Origin of the sequence: Sphingobacterium chuzhouense, assembly GCF_014692525.1 — a bacterium.
GTDB lineage: Bacteria > Bacteroidota > Bacteroidia > Sphingobacteriales > Sphingobacteriaceae > Sphingobacterium > Sphingobacterium chuzhouense.
On record NZ_JACNYL010000004.1, the window covers coordinates 306,610 to 326,572 of the forward strand.

12 protein-coding genes are annotated in these 19,963 nt (G+C 40.9%); 11 read left to right on the top strand and 1 reads right to left on the bottom strand.

The features are described from left to right. The first annotated feature begins 17 nt into the window (after positions 1-17). From H8B21_RS17625 to H8B21_RS17675, 11 genes are all read left to right on the top strand, one after another. Positions 18-1,700, top strand: a complete 1,683-nt coding sequence (locus H8B21_RS17625) for a RagB/SusD family nutrient uptake outer membrane protein (protein WP_190315164.1) — start codon at positions 18-20, stop codon at positions 1,698-1,700. Between the two features lie 19 nt (positions 1,701-1,719). After that, entirely contained in the window at positions 1,720-2,934 is a 1,215-nt protein-coding gene (locus tag H8B21_RS17630) for an endonuclease/exonuclease/phosphatase family protein (protein WP_190315165.1), read from the top strand. Between the two features lie 21 nt (positions 2,935-2,955). Next, the gene (locus tag H8B21_RS17635; RefSeq protein WP_190315166.1) at positions 2,956-4,083 is read left to right on the top strand and encodes a fibrobacter succinogenes major paralogous domain-containing protein; all 1,128 of its coding nucleotides are present in this window, start codon (positions 2,956-2,958) and stop codon (positions 4,081-4,083) included. A gap of 12 nt (positions 4,084-4,095) precedes the next feature. Beyond that, the gene (locus tag H8B21_RS17640) at positions 4,096-6,753 is read left to right on the top strand and encodes a glycerophosphoryl diester phosphodiesterase (protein ID WP_190315167.1); all 2,658 of its coding nucleotides are present in this window, start codon (positions 4,096-4,098) and stop codon (positions 6,751-6,753) included. A 145-nt stretch (positions 6,754-6,898) separates the two neighbouring features. After that, positions 6,899-7,702, top strand: coding sequence for a hypothetical protein (locus H8B21_RS17645; RefSeq protein ID WP_190315168.1), 804 nt, complete (start codon positions 6,899-6,901; stop codon positions 7,700-7,702). Beyond that, complete coding sequence (locus H8B21_RS17650) at positions 7,689-9,596, top strand: FAD-dependent oxidoreductase (RefSeq protein WP_190315169.1); 1,908 nt, start codon at positions 7,689-7,691, stop codon at positions 9,594-9,596. Before H8B21_RS17645 ends, H8B21_RS17650 begins: the two co-directional genes overlap by 14 nt. Then, positions 9,583-12,753: a glycosyl hydrolase gene (locus H8B21_RS17655; RefSeq protein WP_190315170.1), complete on the top strand. Its 3,171-nt coding sequence runs from the start codon at positions 9,583-9,585 to the stop codon at positions 12,751-12,753. Before H8B21_RS17650 ends, H8B21_RS17655 begins: the two co-directional genes overlap by 14 nt. 4 nt (positions 12,754-12,757) lie before the next feature. Continuing rightward, the gene (locus tag H8B21_RS17660; protein WP_223815117.1) at positions 12,758-13,705 is read left to right on the top strand and encodes a glycerophosphodiester phosphodiesterase family protein; all 948 of its coding nucleotides are present in this window, start codon (positions 12,758-12,760) and stop codon (positions 13,703-13,705) included. A gap of 33 nt (positions 13,706-13,738) precedes the next feature. Continuing rightward, positions 13,739-14,956 (top strand): endonuclease/exonuclease/phosphatase family protein, encoded by a 1,218-nt coding sequence (locus H8B21_RS17665; protein ID WP_190315171.1) that lies wholly within the window; start codon positions 13,739-13,741, stop codon positions 14,954-14,956. A gap of 37 nt (positions 14,957-14,993) precedes the next feature. Continuing rightward, complete coding sequence (locus H8B21_RS17670) at positions 14,994-17,411, top strand: FAD-dependent oxidoreductase (protein WP_190315172.1); 2,418 nt, start codon at positions 14,994-14,996, stop codon at positions 17,409-17,411. A 7-nt stretch (positions 17,412-17,418) separates the two neighbouring features. Further along, positions 17,419-19,101 (top strand): sodium:solute symporter family protein, encoded by a 1,683-nt coding sequence (locus H8B21_RS17675; RefSeq protein WP_190315173.1) that lies wholly within the window; start codon positions 17,419-17,421, stop codon positions 19,099-19,101. Positions 19,102-19,132: 31 nt separating this feature from the next. Here H8B21_RS17675 and H8B21_RS17680 read toward each other — a convergent pair whose 3' ends face one another. Next, positions 19,133-19,951 carry a hypothetical protein gene (locus H8B21_RS17680; protein ID WP_190315174.1) on the bottom strand — a complete coding sequence of 273 codons (819 nt, stop codon included), beginning with the start codon at positions 19,949-19,951 and terminating at the stop codon, positions 19,133-19,135. Between the last annotated feature and the right edge of the window lie 12 nt (positions 19,952-19,963).

Genomic DNA, 19,963 nt, shown 5'->3' on the forward strand with positions numbered 1-19,963 from the left:
CATTTGTATAGAATATTATGAAACGAATAACAAATAACATCATAGCTGTCCTTATATCGGTAGTTATATTTACCTCATGTAATAAGGATTTTCTGGACAGATTTCCATTGGATAGCCCTTCAAGCTCTACATTTTTTTCGAATGAGGATGAATTATTGTTGGCAGTAAACAGTGCTTATAGGAGTCTGTATTGGATATCATCACATAATGTGCCTTATATTATGTGGCTGGATGGATCGACAGATATTACATGGACAAGAGGGAATTATGTGAATATGTTGGATCTCCAAGGCGGTCAGGTAACTACAGAAACAAACTTGTTTTATGACACTTGGGAATTCTATTATAATGGTATTATGCGTTGCAATAATATCTTGGAAAATATGCATCGAGCACAAGAGGTGGTTTCGGAAGATTTCTATAATCGAATTGAAGCAGAAGCCAGATTCCTAAGAGCTTGGAATTATGGCTTTCTTGTCAGTTTATATGGAGACGTGCCGTTAGTGACCACGATGTTACAGTTGGAGGATGCACAGATGCCTAGAACAGCAAAAGAAAATATTTTGCGTTTTATCTTTGATGATTTGGATTTTGCTGCGGCTCACTTGCCGTTAACTTGGTCTAATACGGATGAGGGACGGGCCACCCGAGGGGCTGCGCTTACTTATAAAGCACGAATCGCATTATATCATGGTGAATATGAAATAGCCGCTGCAGCAGCAAAGGAAGTTATAGATTTTGGTCAATACACGCTCTACTCAAATTATGGACAGCTTTTTAAACATGTGGGGAGTAGATCGTCCGAGGTCATCATGGATATTCCCTTTTTGCTGGGCGTTCAAGTACATCAAATACCTCGTTATCTAGGAACACGGTCTGCTCCGGGGTATGCAGTATTAGTTCCGACACAAACAATGATAGATATTTATCGCTGCACTGATGGACTAAGAATAGACCAATCGCCACTTTTTGACCCTCAGAAACCGTATGAAAATCGTGATCCTCGCTTGGAACAATCTATACTTCGCCCTGGCGAATGGTATAACAACTTCAAGTTTGAAACGCACCCGGATTCGACTACTACCTTACAAAACGTGGGAGGAACGATTAACCGCGTGAACAACTTGGAAGTGACCAATCAATTCGCAACCTTCACAGGATATCATTGGAAAAAGTATTTTGATGAAGCGGATTTGCCTGGAGAAGTTGCCAGGTCACAGCAAAATTTCATCATTATGCGCTACGCAGAAGTGCTGTTAACGTATGCCGAGGCAAAGATAGAATTAAATGAAATAGATAATAGCGTGATCGCCGCCATTAATGAGGTGAGGGGACGCCCAAGTGTGGGTATGCCTGCTGCGCAGACTAACATGACACAAACGCAGCTACGAGATTTAATTCGTTATGAACGTACAGTGGAACTGGCACAAGAAGGATTTCGTCTCTTCGACCTTCGTCGCTGGCGGATAGCAGAGCATGTGATGCCTGGCAATATGCTTGGGCGACGCGTAAAAGCGCGATGGTATGATTCAATTATTCCTTCGTTCAATGCGTATGGAAAATCTGTATATCCAAATGAAACGGCGGTTTTTCAGGTTATCAGCACAAATACATTTGATGCATCTAAACACTATTTGTGGCCTATACCTCAGCGTGAGATAGATGTAAACAGGGAATTGGAACAAAACCCAGGATGGTAGGGGAATAGAAAAAATAGATATGAAAAGAAGAAATATATTAATATTGTTGCTATTGTTTGTTGTAACAATAGCATGTACAAAAACAACCGATACAACACCGGAAGAACCAGGTGAAACGTATAATCCCGAGTTTACTGCAATTACGAGTTATAGCACCAATATCGTGTTGCAATGGGAAGGGCTTTCTGGAGCCTCGAAGTATGAGATCCGGTACGCGCAATCAGAGGATATGAATGGAGCGACAGCGCTTGAAAGTAATAGTGCCGCTATTGATATTAAGAATTTACAAAGATCAAAACCGTATTATATTCAAATAAGAGCATTTACATCTGAAGGGTGGACAGATTGGTCAGACGTGAATCCCGTGAATACAGCTACCTTTGAGATTGCTGTTACCACATATAATATATTGGGTATAGAAGCTGATGGAGCTGTTGAACCTGAGTTTGCTTGGCACTTGCGTAAAGACGCACTTAAATCGATGGTGCTGCAACCTAATAATAATGCAGATATCGTTGGATTTCAGGAAACAAGAGTACTAGCGGATGAGCTTTCAGAAATGCTACAAGGTCATTATGAATGTCATGTGTCCGAAAGGGAGGTGTCTGCCCGGGTAATCGCATGGAAGCCAGAAAAGTTTGAACTGGTATCTTATGACGATAATATTGATATTTTTGGATCTGAAGTTAATGGGCAGAATACCGCACGTTATCCTACGCACGTACGGCTCAAGGAAATTGAGACTGGTAAGGAGTTATTGGTATACAATGTGCATGTTCCGGCAGGTAGTAATTTGCAGAGAGAAGAGGCGCAACGAATCCGTTCCGTGGGAGCACAAAATTTAGCGGTGTATGCGAAGCAGAAAAGACAAGAGACCGGCTTACCCGTAATTATAATGGGAGATTTCAATGGTTATCCGGAAACGGTGATCGACGGCCATTCCTCGGCTTGTATCATCATGAAGGAGGAAGGACTGGAAGATACATTCGATAAGGCGTTGGAACGTACAAATATAAATTATGCCACCACAGTCAATAGAGCAACTTCGAGTGTAAAACCGGGACAAAATGGTAGTTCTCGAATCGATTATATATTTACGTACCCGTCTACAAAGATAGCTGTAACTACCTATGATATATTAATCAATTTTGAAGTGGGATCATCTTCACGGCTGCAGAAACCGGTACCCTCAGACCATCATCCAGTGAAGTCTGTTTTACATTTTACATACTAACATAATTTAATTGCAAAAATCATGAAAAAAATTTTATGTATATGTTTAGCTTTTATAACCATTATAGGGGTATTATCTTGCGAAAAAGATGATAAAAAAGCTACACCACGATTTTTGGATGTCAAAGTAAGGTTTTCAGGTGCTACCAAGCCAAGTGCAGGTGATGTTTTGGTCTTGAACTTACATTATGACGAAGTTACAGGTAAATCGTATCGCGAATTACCTGTAGATGCCTCGCAGTCTATCACACTGGATCAACAGCAGATCGAAAGTGGCTTTCGTGCGACGTTTGAAGAATATCCAAAGAAAGAAACTATTTATTTGTCGGCATATATAGATGTCGATCGAGATGGAGAACTGGGAACGGGGGATTTTGCTTTGTTCTATCCTAATATAACACTCAGTGATGTAGAGTCAGAAATGGGAAAGGCAGAAAACATTACGGGAGAGTATGTGGTAACCATGGATGTGAATGTGTTAATAGGCGGATCAGCTGGTGGTGTTGTCGATATAGACGGTAATGTGTACGAGACTGTCATCATTGGTGGACAAGAATGGATGAAAGAAAATTTAAGAGTTACACGCTATCGCGACGGTACACCGATTCCAACCGGTCTTGACAATAAAAACTGGGCAGAAACCACATCAGGAGCTTACAGTATATATCCTTACGGAAATGCCGACGGAATAGATTCTGAGGAACAGATGGTCGCGACGTTCGGCTTGCTGTACAACTGGTACGTGGTGGATAATCCGAAAGGTGTCTGCCCTGACGGATGGAGAGTACCTTTAGATGATGATTGGAAGGGTCTGGAAAGAACTATTGGTATGGGAAATGAAGTAAACGATGCCGCATGGCGAGGTGATAAAGCTGCGTTGTTAATGAGTACGGATGATTGGTGGGTGACTAGTGACGTACTTATCGGTGCGGATGATTATGGGTTTAGTGCACAACCCGCTGGAGCTCGATATCCCGATGGCAGTTATAATAGATTCGGAACATTTGCTTATTTCTGGACTTCGACACCGAGTGGAACACAGGGCACAAACGGTATAAGGCGATTATTAACATACAATAATGTTGCCATCAATCGATCCAATAGACCTTCTGCAGAAGGACAATGTATCCGTTGTATAAAAGAACAATAATATCAATATCGGATGAAATTAAAGAGTGACATATTTCTGTATGGTATATTTGCTGTATGGTTGATTCCTTTGACTATATCCGCACAGGATCGTCTTGTTCTTAAAAATGAAGAACTAAACATAGAATGGGAAAAATCTGCAGATGGTTATGTATTGAGACGTATAGCTGTAGGAGATGGAAACCAAACGGTTGAGTTGAAAGAACCTCTTGGCGAATACACCATCTTATATGCAGCAGAAAAGCCAGATAAACGGCCGTTGTTGGAAAAAGTGGATGAAAAAGCTGCATCGTTCCCCGACAGTATGTACGGACATATCTTTAATCGATGGAAAACCAGCCTTTCTGCTGTTCCCCTTCACCTAGCAGGGGAAGAAATTCATTTTTATCCTTCAAAGGTGGCAAAGAATGGAAAGAATAAGCTTACTTTTCTAGAAGAAACTGAAAAAATAAAGCTTTCCGCTAGATGGTCTTTTCATCCGACTTATCAACACGATGTAATGGTAGAGATGGTATTAACCGCTAAGGAAGACGGCTATTTCTCTATCGCAAGCCCTACATTGGTCAACATACCGACAGGGGAATTAGATTGGGGTATGATTCCCGGGCAATTTCAAGGACGGTCAATAGAGAACAATCTAATAAAAGCATATGGATATGGACAGGGAGTCCCAAACCAACCAGTGATGTTAAGGGAACGATCGACAAGCACGCTTTCACCTTTAATTAGCAATAAGAGTGGATTAACGTTAGCTGTAATTCCCGAACCGGGGTATGGTCGTGATCCATGGAAGGAAAACAAGATGACGCACGATGACTGGGAGTTAGGGCTTTCTTTGATAACCAGAAACCATCAGTTGAGTCCAACCATATACCATCCTGTGCTGGGCGAAAGAGGCTCCTATATGAAAAAGGGCGAAACAAAGACATTTCAATTCCGATATACGTTGCAAAAGGCTGATTGGTACGAAGTATATAAACATGCCATTAACGATATCTATCGATTTGGAGATGTATTGACATTGAAAGATACAAAGCAATCGTTAATAAATAGAGTGTTATCTATGTCTCATTACCTTAGAGACGATTCCATATCGATGTGGAATATTCAACCGTACAAACAATTAGAAATTGGGGCGCAGGATTATTTGAGTAGCGTGTACGAAGCTGATGGAGATGCCATGAAAAACTCAGATTATGGTGCAATGTGGATGTTGGCGACGATCATGGACGATCGAGTGCTGAAAGAGCGACGTCTTCCATATGCAAGGAACTTCAAAATAGCACAACAGCAAGAGACGGATGGCTTTTTTCAGGGAGCAGCATTGGGACAGTATTATCTCTGGAAAACCAAGCGTTTTGTTGAGGAATGGGGGGATTATGTTGAACCTATCGCGCTAACATATTATGTGATGTTGGATATCGGAAACATGCTTCTCTTTGATCCCAAAGATGAGGAGTTGCGAGAAAAATTGAGATTGGGAGCAGATAAGTTGTTGAAATGGCAAAGTGCAGATGGACAGTGGCAAGTGGCTTATGATCGCTCTTCAAAGGCCCCGGTTTTTACTGATCTTAAAGACTTGCGCCCCACCTTCTATGGTTTACTTGTTGCCCATCGTATTCTAGGTGATGAAAAGTATTTGGCAGCAGCTCGTCGTGGAGCAGACTGGTTCATTGAGCATGCGGTCAATGAGGGAGCTTTTTTAGGCGTTTGTGGCGATTTTCGATTTGTACAAGATTTTGCAACGGGTCAAAGTGTACAGGGGTTACTTGATTTATACGAAGTAACTAAAGACGAAAAGTATAAAGAAGCGGCGATGAAAACAGCTCGCATGTATACTGCATCTGTTTATACGCATCCTATTCCAACGCGAGAAAAAAAAGAGGTAAAAGGGATTATACGGGAAGACTGGGAAATTAGCCAAGTAGGATCTAGATTTGAACAGGGAGGACTGTTGGGATCGGCAAACAAGAATGGACCTATTTTAATGGCAAGTCATGCAGGCATGTTTGTCAGATTATTTAAGCTTACACAAGATTCTTTATATTTAAATATGGCTCGAGCTGCCGCTTGGGGGCAAGACGCGTTTGTAGATCAAAAGACAAATGTAGCCTCTTATTACTGGGATAAAATGAACGCAGGTGTAGGACGTTACCCGCATCACGCCTGGTGGCAGGTAGGTTGGATAATGGATTACCTATTATCTGAAGTAGAGCTGCGCTCCAATGGAAGTATTAGCTTTCCACGAGGTTTTATTACACCTAAGGTCGGACCTCATCAGACCTACGGTTTTTCTGCGGGAAAAGTATATGGCAATGATGCTGAATTATTCTTGAAAGAAGATATTTTAAGTATTGATAATGAGCGTATTGATTTTATCGGTGCTGTAAATAAATCAAAGAGGGAAACTTATTTGATACTGTTGAATAACAGCGTCGATAAACAAGAGGTCAACGCAAAAATTAATCATAGTATATTGTTTGGTGGAAATGAAATTATCAATAAAATAGAGATTCTCGATAAAGAAGGTCAGGTAGTTGATAAGATTTTAACAGAAGGCTCGAAAACCTTGAAAATTCCAGCTTATGGGTTAAATACGCTCAAAATAACATATGATGCAAAAAACAACGAAAAGAGAACACAAGGTGATTTAAAATTAATTGATGAATAATCTCCTGATTAATATATCAATACTTTGCCTAAGTATCTGTCACTGTTTCGGGCAGACGTGGGCTGAGCTGAAAATAGAACCGGATGCCATCATGACATATACGTTCAACGATACATTGCATCTTCCAGTATTTTTGGTTGAAACGATGGAGGAGAAAGAATTGTTTTACGGTGTTAAGCTTCAAATGGATGTTTGTAACGATCAAGTATGTCTGCCTCTAGAGGTGAATTTGTTTTGGGATTTGCTAGGTAACTTTCACCATTTCAGTCGAGAAAAAAATATTCATTTCACAAAATTCGATCATGATCGATTTGTAGATAATGATTATAAAAAGCTACAAGAAATACTCATTGATACACTATCGGTTTTACGGGATTATGAAGTAGAAGAACTACTGGATAAAAGACCTAATAAATATTCTGTTAAAGTAGATGCGGTAACTAAACCTACTGCCCCGTTATTTTCAAATGTAACAGTTCCTGGTGCGTTGTATACCGTTTATACACTATGGCATATTGTAAATGGAAATATAAAACAAGAGTTACGTAAATATCTAGATGAAAATTATCTAAAAAGAAAGTGGGCAATATATTTTATGACATCATCCAATCCTGACTATCAAATATATTTTTTGAAATATGGTTCTTCTGAGGATATAAAAAGATATGAGGATCAAATATTTAAATTAATATTCGCAGAGGATGATTACGTTCCGCATAATGCAATAGATGCTTTAGGTGACAAATTTTGGTCCACTCCAGATAAATATAATCCTGTTTTGACTCGAATTACGGCGCTTAAATCACATATAATAAACAGGATTTTAAATATCATTTCTATGCCGAATAATCAAACTAAGGCGATTCTGACAACATTCCTGAAGAGTGACAGAGTTTCAGATAACCAGAAAGAATTAATCTTAAAAATTTGTGAAAATGAAAAACAATAGGAGAGACTTTTTAAAAGCAATTGGTATTGGTTCTGGAGCTTTACTGGTGGATCCAGTTCTAGCTAAAAATATATCGGAAAAAGATTCCTTAGGTGAAGTTCAAGATGTGGGATCGGTATTCGCTATTCGGGAAATAGAAACGGATTATTTGATTGCCGGTGGTGGAATGGCCGGAGTTTGTAATGCTTTGTCAGCGGTTAGAAATGGACTAAAGGTTATATTGATCCAAAATCGATCCCGACTGGGAGGCAATGCCAGCTCGGAAATCCGAATGCACATCTGTGGTGCTTCCCAGCTGAAGCAAGTTTGGCGTGAAACGGGGATTTTGGAAGAGATGATGCTCACTGAATCGTATATAAATCAACAAAACTCATGGGAGATATTTGATTATGTATTATATGATAAAGTGTTATCAAATCCTGATATCACACTGTTGTTTGACACGATGCTTTATGGCGTCCAGACAGAGGGCGATAAAGTAAAGGAGATCCATGCATATTGTTCTCAGACAGAGGAGATTTATAAGATAAAAGCAAAGTATTTTGCAGATTGTACAGGCGACGGTACATTGGCGGCCCTGACAGGAGCCGAGTTTATGCGAGGAAGGGAAGCTAAATCAGAATATAATGAACCACTTGGACTAGAAACAGCGGACGATATTACCATGGGAAACAGCTTGCTATTTATGGCATCAGAGCATCCGAAAGAGATGCGATTTAAGGCTCCCACTTGGGCCAGAAAATATGAGTTTTCCGATTTCAAACATCGTAGGATCCGTTCGTGGGAATACGGCTATTGGTGGATAGAACTGGGTGGATTGGAAAATATAGTGCATGACGGCCAGAAAATAAGACATGATTTAATGGCTGTTGTATTTGGCGTTTGGGATTATATCAAAAATTCGGGCAATCATCCTGAATCAGCCAACTGGGCTTTATCTTGGTTTGGAGCGATTCCCGGAAAACGGGAGAGTAGACGGGTTACAGGTGATTATGTGCTCACCCAAAACGATATTTTGAAACAGAGAAATTTTGATGATAGGGTGGCGTATGGAGGTTGGCCGTTGGATGATCACTTGCCGGCTGGTATGGATGATACTTCGTTAAGCCCATTTCGATCTATTCCTTTAAAGGGACCTTATTCTATTCCATTAAGAACCCTTTATAGTAAGACGTATGAAAATTTAGTGATGGCAGGGCGTAACATTTCGGTCACGCATGTAGCTTTATCAACAACGCGTGTAATGGCAACCTGTGCCACACTTGGTCAAGCTATCGGAACCGCTGTTGCATTTTGTGTTAAGGACGGATTAACACCACGAGAACTTGTGCAGAATAAAGTAAAATTGAAAGAATATCAACAGTTGCTACTACGACAAGATCAGGCAATTTTAAATGTAAAAAATGAAGATAAAAGAGACCTTGCGCTACAGGCGAAAGTGACGGCGTCTGCTGAGCTATCCGGATTTGAAGCAAAAAAAATTATCGATGGTATAAACCGAGATATACAAGATGGCGATAGCCATCAATGGAGGGCAAGTCTCTTGACTGGAGATCAAGCCATCGAACTGAGTTGGACCAAGCCACAAATACTTAGTAAAGTAGAATTGACCTTTGATACTGGGCTGGATAGGCATTTGAGGCTGTCCGGTGAAAAGGTAGTGTTGGAAAGGCAGATACGAGGCCCTCAGCCCGAGACCATCAGTGACTACATATTGGAAATGTACAACGGAAACTCTTTAATAAAACGAGAAGAGGTGAATGATAATTTTTTAAGAAAGGTGACTCATTCTTTCCAAGTAGTAAAAGTAGATAAGGTCAAATTAGTCGTTAAGAAATCGCATGGAGATGAAAATGCAAGACTTTTTGAAGTAAGGTGTTATGGACAGGAATAAAATAAAAATAACCGTATTGACCCTAACAGCATTTTTTTTTGTTGGTATTTTTATACTCGGGTTTAAACGTTCAGGAGATGATGTCCGTGATGATTTTACATATTTCATGGACCAATTTGCCTCTCCAGATACGGAATATGGTTCTACTCCTTTTTTTGTCTGGAACACCAAAGTCACGAGGAACGATATCGATTCCATGTTGGTATCATTTAAAAAGAATGCATTCGGGGGAGTCTTTATTCATGCGAGAGCCGGTTTAATTACAGAGTATCTATCAGAAGAATGGTATGAACTCTGTGAATATACGGTTAAGAAAGGAAAAGAGTTGGATTTGAATATCTGGTTATATGACGAAAACTCCTATCCTTCAGGGTTTGCAGGAGGTCATGTGCAGGATCAAATGCCTGAATCCTATAATCAAGGACAAATGCTTAATATGGTTAAAACGACAAAGTTGCCTGAGAACGTAGGTAGTTTCTTTATTTGTTTGAAAGAAGAGAATGGCGTGTTTAGGGATATAACCGATCATCTCGATAATGAAAAGGATAGCATAGGTCTTTATTATCTTTTCAACAAACAATATAATCCAGCAAATCCTTTCTATGGAGGTTTTCCCTATGTAGACCTATTAGTTGAAGGGGTGACGGGAAAATTCCTTGAGATAGCGGTAGATGGGTATGAGGAAAATCTCGGAAAGGAATTTGGGAAAACGGTGCCTGGTATTTTCAGTGACGAAATGACTTTGAGAGCAATGAAAGGAGAGAGCATCAGATGGACACCTGAGCTGTTTCGGGTATTTGAGAATAGATGGGGGTATGACCTATCGGTAAATCTACCCTGTCTTTTTGAAAATGTGGGCAATTGGAGAAAAGTGAGACATAATTATTTCCAAACGCTCTTGGATATGTTAATAGATAGATGGGCAAAACCATATTCTCTACACGTAGAGAAGAAAGGCTTGGCATCGGTCTGTAATTATTTTGAGCATACGTGGCCCAGTCCCTATAATATTCCTGATAACATGGCAATGTATGCCTGGCACCATATACCAGGGATAGATATGTTGTTTAATGAATATAATGAGAAGGGAGTAGGGAGCGGAAGGGAAACCCAATTTGGGAATATCCGGGCGGTAAAGGAGGCTGTAAGCGTAGCTAACCAATTGAATAAAAAACGAGTGCTTTCAGAGTCTTACGGAGGGGCAGGTTGGGATATGACATTTAAAGATATGAAACGTCTCGGAGATTGGGAGTATGCTCTAGGTATAAATTTTTTATGCCAGCATATGTCTATGATGAGTATACATGGCTCTAGGAAAACCGATTATCCCGGGAGTTTTTCCTATCAGAATCCTTGGTATCCATACTATGGAGAATTGAATAGCTACTATGCCAGGTTGTCTTTCGCACTTTCACAGGGAAAGCAAATAAATGACGTACTTGTTTTACAACCTACAACTTCCGCTTGGATGTATGCAGTACCTCCTCCGACTGCTTTTAGCGAACCTAATGATGAAATGATGAAAATAGGAGAGAAATTCGTATCGTTCGTGAAGACATTGGAAAAAAATCAGGCAGAATATGATATTGGATCGGAAAATATAATTAAAGATCACGGTTCGGTAACGGATAATAAATTTATCGTTGGTCAAAGGACTTATACTACTGTCGTAATTCCTCCAGGCATGGAAAACATAGATTATGCTACGCTTAAACTGCTAGAAAAATACATTTCAAACAATGGTAAGCTATTACAATTCGATGACCTGAAATACGTTGATGGCGAGAAGGATGATGAACTCAAGCATTTCAATTTGGCAAAGGGAACGAAGAGATTGTCATCATATGGGAAAGATGTAATTCATAAACATTTCTTAGGACCTTATCCGGCTATTTCATTACAGTCTGATACAGCAAACGGAAATCTATATCACCATCGGAGGATATTAAATAGTGGACAATTGATTTTCTTGACTAATGCGGATATGCAAGATTCGGCTAATGGGAAAATTAAACTACAAAATCAAGATGTACTGTTGCTCGATCCGTTTACCGGTAAAGTTTGGGATTACCCGGAATATCGTGACGAAGATGGTAAGTATATTAATTTTGATATACCGCCTGCGGGTAGTCTTCTATTGTTTATTTCCGATAAAAAGAGGAGTGAATATTTACAATGGAATGAACCCCGCCTAGAGCAAAAACTGAAAAGTGAAACTGCATTAAATATACAAAGAACAATGAGGAATGTCCTTCCTATTGATTTTTGTGACTTATATATAGGCGATGAAATACTAAAAGATCAATTCTTTTTTAATGCAGCAGACAGCGTATATAAGTTTCATGGATTTAAGAAAGGTAATCCTTGGGATCATACTGTTCAATTCAAGCGAAAGACGTTAGACCGTGATACATTCGAAAGGGGATCGGGATTTGAAGCCGTATATAATTTCAACATAGCTCTAGGCACTGATTTGGAAAACCTAAAGGCGGTAGTAGAACAGGCGCACTTATATGAAAACATCTTGGTGAATGGGATCGCATTAAAACCAGAACCTGGAAAATGGTGGCTAGATAAGAATTTTGCTGTTATCGATATCGGCCAACATATAAAGGAAGGAATAAATAGCCTAAAAATCATAGCTAATCCGATGAAAGTACTTGCTGAGATACAACCTATTTATATTCTTGGAGATTTTAATGTATTACCTGCTGAAAAAGGATGGATACTATCTTCAGCCACTCCCCTTGATCTGGGAAGCTGGAAATCACAAGGAATGCCCATGTATGCAGAAGGTGTAACATATACAAAAAAATATAAGATTTCATCAGATAAAAAATACCTACTTAAATTATATGAATGGAAGGGGACAATAGCTATTGTGATAATCAATGGCAAAGAGATCGGAACCATTGGATATCCTCCATATATGTTAGATATTTCCCCTTTCCTCCGCAATGGTGAAAATAGGATTGCTGTTAAAGTTATCGGCAGTTTAAGAAATCTATTGGGGCCGCATCACAACAATCCCCCATCGGGGTACGCAGCTCCTGCGTTATTCAGAAAGACGAATGGTTATTACCCTTCAGGAGAAGGATATGCTACACTTGATTATGGTTTAATGGAAGATTTTGACCTTTTTATTTATAACAACTAAAAACATGAATAAAATAAAAAATAACAAGAGATTGATATTGGCGTTTTTTCTGGTCCTTTCAATAGACGGACTTTTGATGTCTTGTTCCATACTGAATAATCAAAAGTCAATGGAACCTGCAGAATTTCCAGCCTTTGATGCAGAGAGCCATCGCGGAGGCAGGGGAGTGATGCCGGAAAATACTATTCCTTCAATGCTTTATAGCTTATCTCTGGACGAAATAACAACACTCGAGATGGATGTGAAAGTAACTGCTGATAGAAAATTGATCTTAAGCCATGACGACTACCTAAATCCATGGATTACAACTAAACCAACTGGAGAGGTACTCACAGAAGAAGAAAAGAAAGAATATGTTTTTATGCAGATGAATTATGAGGAGATAAAAAAATTTGATGTGGGATCAAAAGCCCATCATCTTTTTCCAGAGCAGCGTAAAATAGAAGTCTCTATTCCACTATTGGAAGATGTTATTGATTCTGTACAACATTTTATTAAGAAAGAAGGCAGGAAGCAAGTTTTTTATAATATAGAAACTAAATCTTCTGAGGAGGGTGATCATCGATATAATCCTATTCCCGAAGAATTTGTGAAGTTACTGATGGAAGTTGTTGAAAAAAAAGATATTACGCCCTACGTGATAGTGCAGTCGGCGGATGTACGTACGCTACGCGTCCTAAGAGAAAAATATCCAAACATTAGAACTTCCTATTTGGTAGGTGCAAGGAGAAAAGACTTTACAGTGGAAGAAGATTTGGACGTGCTTGGTTTCCAGCCCGATATATATAGCCCTAATTTCAAATATATAACACGGGAAGATGTAGAAAAATGTCAAAAGATGGGAATGAAAGTTGTTGTCTGGACGCCCAATACGAAAAAAGAGATTGAAGAATTGAAAGCTATGGGGGTAGACGGCATCATAACCGATTATCCAGAGTTGCTGTTGGATTAATCGTCGGATACATATATGAAAAATTGATTTATTATGTGTTGGATAAAGAAAAAAAATAGGAGTAAACTGTTATTGCTGTTATGGATAGGACTGAATTTAATATATATCCCTGATGCTATAGCAAATAAAATAGACCCCATCAAGATCTCCCTAATAGGCTATACCCATGCGATGCATATAGAGTTGGAAAATGTGCGGTATGCCAATAAATATGAAATTCGATATAGTGCGGATAGTCTGATGCAAAATGCGGTTCATCAAAAGGTAGTCACAACCGAAATAGAGATTACGGATCTGAAAGCCAATACACGCTATTATGTGCAGGCACGGGTACAATTAAAAGGAGAATGGTCAGCGTGGTCTGGTATAGCGCACTGTCAAACAGCGCTTTTCACGACAACTGTTGGTACCTATAATATTTTAAGCGCGCAATATGATCATGTATTCCCTAACAATCCATGGGAAGAGCGAAAGGAATCGATGAAGGCTACTATTTTACAAGATAATAATTTTCCAGATATCTTGGGGATTCAGGAAGGAATGGTGAAAGATCAAGTGTTGGCACTAACGGAATTGTTGGAAAATCATTATACGGGTCATATCTCACATAGAGATATTTCACCTAGAGCTATATTTTGGAAACCAACAAAATACGATTTGTTAGAATTTAATGACGACATAGAAGTACTAGACAAAGACATCAAAGGATATTCCACAACCCGATATGTGACGTATGTACGGTTGAAAGAAAAAACAACTAAAAAGGAGTTATTGGTTATCAACTTACATGCACCATCGAGTTATAGTGGAAATAAAGAAATGATACGAAATAAGTTAGCATTGAATATTGCAGAAAAAGCAAAAGAACTTTCAAAGAAAGCGAATAGCGCACCCGTATTTATATTGGGAGATTTTAATGCGTTGGCGCATACTTCAGACAGTAAGAACGAAACAGCTCCTATGATCATGGTAAAAAATGGTTTTGTTGATACGTATGATGTGAGTTCTCAAAAGACGAATGCCTATTACGGGACACATGACCGGATTACAACGGGTAAAGCGACTTCTGGAAGAAATGATACAAATTGTAGTAAACGTATTGATTACATTTTCGGATATCCAAAGAATCGAATGACCGTCTCAGATTACCGGATTATTATTGACTTTGAAGATGGCTCGCATACCTTGCTAAAAAGGCCGATACCCTCCGACCATCGTCCGGTAACATCAAAAATTCACTTATATTATTAGTTCATACAGTTATATCACCATATTATAATTCAGATAAATGAAGATACAAGAAGGATTTGTAGCAGCAGGGAGATTACCAAAGACAGAAACACACCGCACGGAACTTGCCATCGTTGGCGGTGGACTCTCCGGTGTATGTACGGCGATCACAGCCGCACGTAAGGGCGTCAAGGTAACCTTGGTGCAGGATAGGCCGGTTTTGGGAGGGAACTCTTCCAGTGAGGTGCGTTTATGGATATTAGGGGCGACTTCCCATCTCGGTAACAACAACCGATGGAGCCGTGAAGGTGGTGTAATAGATGAAATATTGGTGGAGAACACCTATATCAACAAAGAGGGGAACCCCTTGATATTCGACGCTATCCTGTTGGATAAGGTAAAGGCTGAACCGAACATTACGCTGCTGTTAAATACAGCGGTGTATGAAGTTCACAAGACGGATGACAATACCATCGGTTCGGTAACAGGGTTCTGCAGCCAGAACTCGACGGAATATGTTATCCATGCCCCGTTGTTCTGTGATGCCTCCGGCGATGGTATCGTGGGCTTTCTTTCGGGGGCAGCCTTCCGGATGGGTGCGGAGAGGAAAGAGGAATTCGGGGAGAAATTTGCACCGACCGAGGAATACGGGGAACTGCTGGGACATAGCATGTATTTCTATACAAAAGATACCGGACGTCCGGTGAAATATAAAGCACCCGGATTTGCCCTGGATGTTGCCAGGGAGATTCCGAAATTTCGGAAGTTCAATGCGAAGGAGCACGGGTGCCAGCTGTGGTGGCTGGAGCATGGAGGGCGGATGGACACTGTCCACGATACGGAGAATATCAAATGGGACCTTTGGAAAGTGATCTATGGAGCGTGGGACTATGTCAAGAACTCGGGCAATTTTCCGGAAGCGGAGACGATGACGTTGGAATGGGTCGGTACGATCCCGGGCAAGCGTGAGAGCCGCCGTTTTGAGGGGGATTATATGCTGCGTCAGCAGGACATTGTCGAGCAGCGTGAGCATGACGATGCGGTGGCTTACGGCGGATGGTCGATCGACCTGCATCCTGCCGACGGTGTTTTCAGCGAGAAACCGGGCTGTAATCAATGGCACGCCAAAGGTGTTTACCAGATTCCTTACCGTTGCCTTTACAGTAAGAACATTAACAATCTATTCTTGGGAGGTCGGCTTATCAGTGCCACGCACGTTGCTTTTGCATCTACACGTGTCATGGCTACGGCGGCACACATCGGGCAGGTGATCGGTATGGCGGCCTATATCGCTAAAGAAAAAGGAGTGGAAGTAGGGGAATTGGCGGAAGTTGAACATCATGAGTCACGGATTACGAATTACGAATCACGAAACACGAACCCCGAAGGGCTCATCGAAGATAATCACGAGTTACGAGTTACGAGTCACGAGCAACAGTACCTCAATCCTCGCGATATTTTGACAGAAGGCTTTTTACCCGACCTGCAACACGAACTGCTTAAAGCCGGGCAACATATTCCCAAATTTTCATTACAAGATGAAGAAGACCTTATACAACAGGCGAAGCTTAGTGCTTCGAGCAGTTTTGAACTGGGGAAATTGACCGCAGACTTTGCCCTGCCGATAGAGACGGCAGTGGCACAGATGCTGCCGTTGGAAGCAGGGAAAGTGCCGGATATTACAGTAGAGGTTGATGCAAGCGAGGACACGGAATTGCAGGTGGAGCTGCGGGTAAGCAGCCGAACAGGAAATTATACACCGGATGTGACATTGGAAACGAAATCTATTCCACTGGAGAAAGGTCGAAGAACAGTCAAGCTATCTTTTTCGGCTGCGATGCCGGAGCGCGCTTATGCATTTGTGACTTTTCTTGAAAATGCTGCGGTATCATTGTATCGTACAAATACGCGCATTACCGGCGTACTTACGGCGTTCAACCTCATCAATAAAGCGGTATCCAATTTTGGAAAACAAACGCCGCCGGAAGATATCGGTATGGAAGCGTTTGAGTTCTGGTGTCCACAACGTAGACCGGATGGGCACAACTTGGCATTACTGGTAGAACCGGCCTTACGGCCATTTGGGGTCGAGCAGATCAAGACGGGTGTATATCGCCCGACAACTGCACCTAACGCATGGGTGGCTTCGCTGGAAGATACAACACCTCAATTAAAAATAAACTGGGAAGCACCACAGAAAATCCGTTATATAGACTTATTTTTCGACACGGATTACGACCATCCTATGGAAAGTGTGCTGATGGGGCATCCCGAAGATGTGATGCCATTCTGTGTACGGAATTATAAAATAGTGGATGACAAAGGACATATTGTTTTTGAAAAAGAGGGTAATTATCAAAGTATGAATCGAATTGTATTAGATCAGCCTATTATAGCAAGCGCATTGACCATCGTGCTGGAGCGTCCTTCGGACAATGTCCCGGCTTCCTTATTTTCTGTTCGTTGTTATAGTTAAGAGAAAGATGGATATTTTAGATTATATTATTATGCTGCTGTTTACAGGCGTTGTCATAGCAGCAGGTCTGTCTTTCGGAAAAACGGGTAGTTCCATGAAGTCGTATTTTGCGGCGGGTGGAGCAGTTCCTTGGCGAATCAGTGGCTTGTCCCTGTTTATGAGCTTTTTCTCGGCCGGTACATTCGTTGTGTGGGGATCCATTGCTTATCAACATGGTTTTGTAGCGATTGCTATTCAAATGACTATGTGTCTGGGAGGTCTCGCGGTCGGTATGTTTATTGCACCTGCCTGGCAGAAATCCCGTGCGCTGACAGCGGCGGAGTTTGTATCCCGCCGGCTGGGCATTAGTGTGCAGAAATTCTACAGCTACTTGATCTTGCTCATTTCTTTGATGTATACGGGTGCTTTCCTTTATCCAGTAGCAAAAATCATCAATGTTTCCACTGGTTTCTCGATTGAGGCTTGTATTCTGGTACTGGGGATTCTTATCATCTTGTATACTGTTGTGGGCGGACTTTGGGGCGTCATGATAACGGATGTTGTTCAATTTATTGTACTGACGGCTGCGGTTATTATTGTTGTTCCATTGGCCTTTGACCGCATAGGTGGTGTGGGAGAATTGTTTACAAATGCACCTCCGGACTTTTTCCACATCGTGAACGAGGAATATTCTTGGCTTTTCCTATTAGCATTTGCTATTTATAATGGGATATTCATCGGCGGAAACTGGGCTTACGTACAACGTTATACAACGGTGGATAGCCCGAAATCGGTCAGTAAAGTGGGATACTTATTTGCCGGTCTTTATCTTATTAGCCCCTTTATCTGGATGTTGCCTCCGATGATTTACAGAATTGTCAATCCCGAGTTATCTGGATTAGAGAATGAAGGGGCATACTTAATGATGTGTAAGGAAGTGCTCCCGAAGGGGCTTATCGGACTCATGTTGGGTGGTATGGTATTCGCTACGGCAAGTTCGGTGAACACGACGCTAAACCTTGCGGCTGCGGTATTTACGAACGATTTGTACAAATCTGTCCGTCCGCAGACCAAACCGAAACAGTTGATGTTTGTTGCGAAGACCGCCGTTATCGTATTTGGCATTATAACAATTTTGGTAGCTCTAATGGTTCCATCAGCAGGCGGTATCGTAGAGATTGTATTGAGTGTAGGCGCAGTAACGGGCTGTTCGCTGTATGGTCCACCGATATGGGCATTATTCTCCAAGTACCATACGGGGCGTTCTATTCTTTGGTGTACTATTTTAGGATTGGCAATCAATGTATACTTTAAATTTTTACATCCGCTGTTGACCGGCATTTCATTAAGTAGGGCAGAAGAGATGTTAGCCGGTGCTATAATTCCTTTTGCATTGTTGGCCGGATATGAGTTATGGGCAAGGAGCCGGAAGGAAATTGCTCGTGATTACATACATTATAAGCAACAACAACGTATCGCAAGCCAACTGGAGGAAGAGGAGGAAGAGGAACAGAGTAGTGAAGAACAAAACCGTTACGGATTAAAAGTCTTAGCGCGTACAATGGCTATTACATCATTAATCTTTATTGTGTTGGCGCTTATTGCAGATCATAAGGCATTGTGGATTACCTTATCAATTGGTATTATCGTCGGCCTCGGAGCGCTGTCGATTTTTCGGTATACAAATAAAAAAGTAAAGGCAGATGTGTAGTCTGCCTTTACTTTTTTATTGATTTTAATTCTTATTCCGCAGAAAGTGTAATTTTTCTTTCTACGGAAACATTATCACCAGTTACAGCGTTTCCATCTTTGTCAACAAGCGTCAGCTTAACCGTATTTTCGCCCATTGGCAGATTTAATATCTCGTAAGGAACCCATTGATCTAGCAAAAACTCCTGTCCATTGATGTCTGCTTTAACTTTATTCCCGTTAGCACTTAACGAACCGTTGACAACAAAGAAATCTAACAATAGTGTCTTTGTATCTTCTCCTTTATATTCACCTTTTGGACGGCTATAGAATAATGCCATTTGTCCTGGATCAGGCAACTCTTCAATTTTAGCATCTGCCGTGACTTTAAACTTCACTAACTTAGAAGCATCTTTTGTTTTGATTGCCTCATGATAGGAGCGAGATAGGAAAGACATCAAATAGTGCTCTGAGTTAAGCGGCACAGTTACGCTATATTCTGGCTTATATAAAGCTTCGTACGGTGCATTGTCCAAAATAAAATGAATATGCTGTCCATCATGTGAGTTTGCCATGTGGTGGTCATGTTCCGTTTGTGCGGTCAGTTCAAAATTGCTGACATTATATTTAACAGTGACTTTTGCGGAATCTGTACCCACTTTTTCAGCGGTAATCGATGCGATTTCTAAAGTCGCTCCCGGAAATTCTTTAGAGTGTGCTAAAGGATTTACGCCAATGCCGCCAACGGAGTCAGCCAAAGCTGTTGTATCCCGAAGTTCGCCATCTGTATTCTTTGTAGTTGGGTTACATGCCACAAGTGTCGCTGATGCAGCAACAAATGCTAGGGCAGTTTTCAAATTGGTCATTTTCATACCTTTTTATTT

Excerpts from the sequence above, each read along its gene's own strand:
- H8B21_RS17625 (WP_190315164.1), top strand. The coding sequence starts at position 18 with ATGAAACGAATAACAAATAACATCATAGCTGTCCTTATATCGGTAGTT.
- H8B21_RS17630 (WP_190315165.1), top strand. The coding sequence starts at position 1,720 with ATGAAAAGAAGAAATATATTAATATTGTTGCTATTGTTTGTTGTAACA.
- H8B21_RS17635 (WP_190315166.1), top strand. The coding sequence starts at position 2,956 with ATGAAAAAAATTTTATGTATATGTTTAGCTTTTATAACCATTATAGGG.
- H8B21_RS17640 (WP_190315167.1), top strand. The coding sequence starts at position 4,096 with ATGAAATTAAAGAGTGACATATTTCTGTATGGTATATTTGCTGTATGG.
- H8B21_RS17645 (WP_190315168.1), top strand. The coding sequence starts at position 6,899 with ATGGAGGAGAAAGAATTGTTTTACGGTGTTAAGCTTCAAATGGATGTT.
- H8B21_RS17650 (WP_190315169.1), top strand. The coding sequence starts at position 7,689 with ATGAAAAACAATAGGAGAGACTTTTTAAAAGCAATTGGTATTGGTTCT.
- H8B21_RS17655 (WP_190315170.1), top strand. The coding sequence starts at position 9,583 with ATGGACAGGAATAAAATAAAAATAACCGTATTGACCCTAACAGCATTT.
- H8B21_RS17660 (WP_223815117.1), top strand. The coding sequence starts at position 12,758 with ATGAATAAAATAAAAAATAACAAGAGATTGATATTGGCGTTTTTTCTG.
- H8B21_RS17665 (WP_190315171.1), top strand. The coding sequence starts at position 13,739 with ATGTGTTGGATAAAGAAAAAAAATAGGAGTAAACTGTTATTGCTGTTA.
- H8B21_RS17670 (WP_190315172.1), top strand. The coding sequence starts at position 14,994 with ATGAAGATACAAGAAGGATTTGTAGCAGCAGGGAGATTACCAAAGACA.
- H8B21_RS17675 (WP_190315173.1), top strand. The coding sequence starts at position 17,419 with ATGGATATTTTAGATTATATTATTATGCTGCTGTTTACAGGCGTTGTC.
- H8B21_RS17680 (WP_190315174.1), bottom strand. The coding sequence starts at position 19,951 with ATGAAAATGACCAATTTGAAAACTGCCCTAGCATTTGTTGCTGCATCA.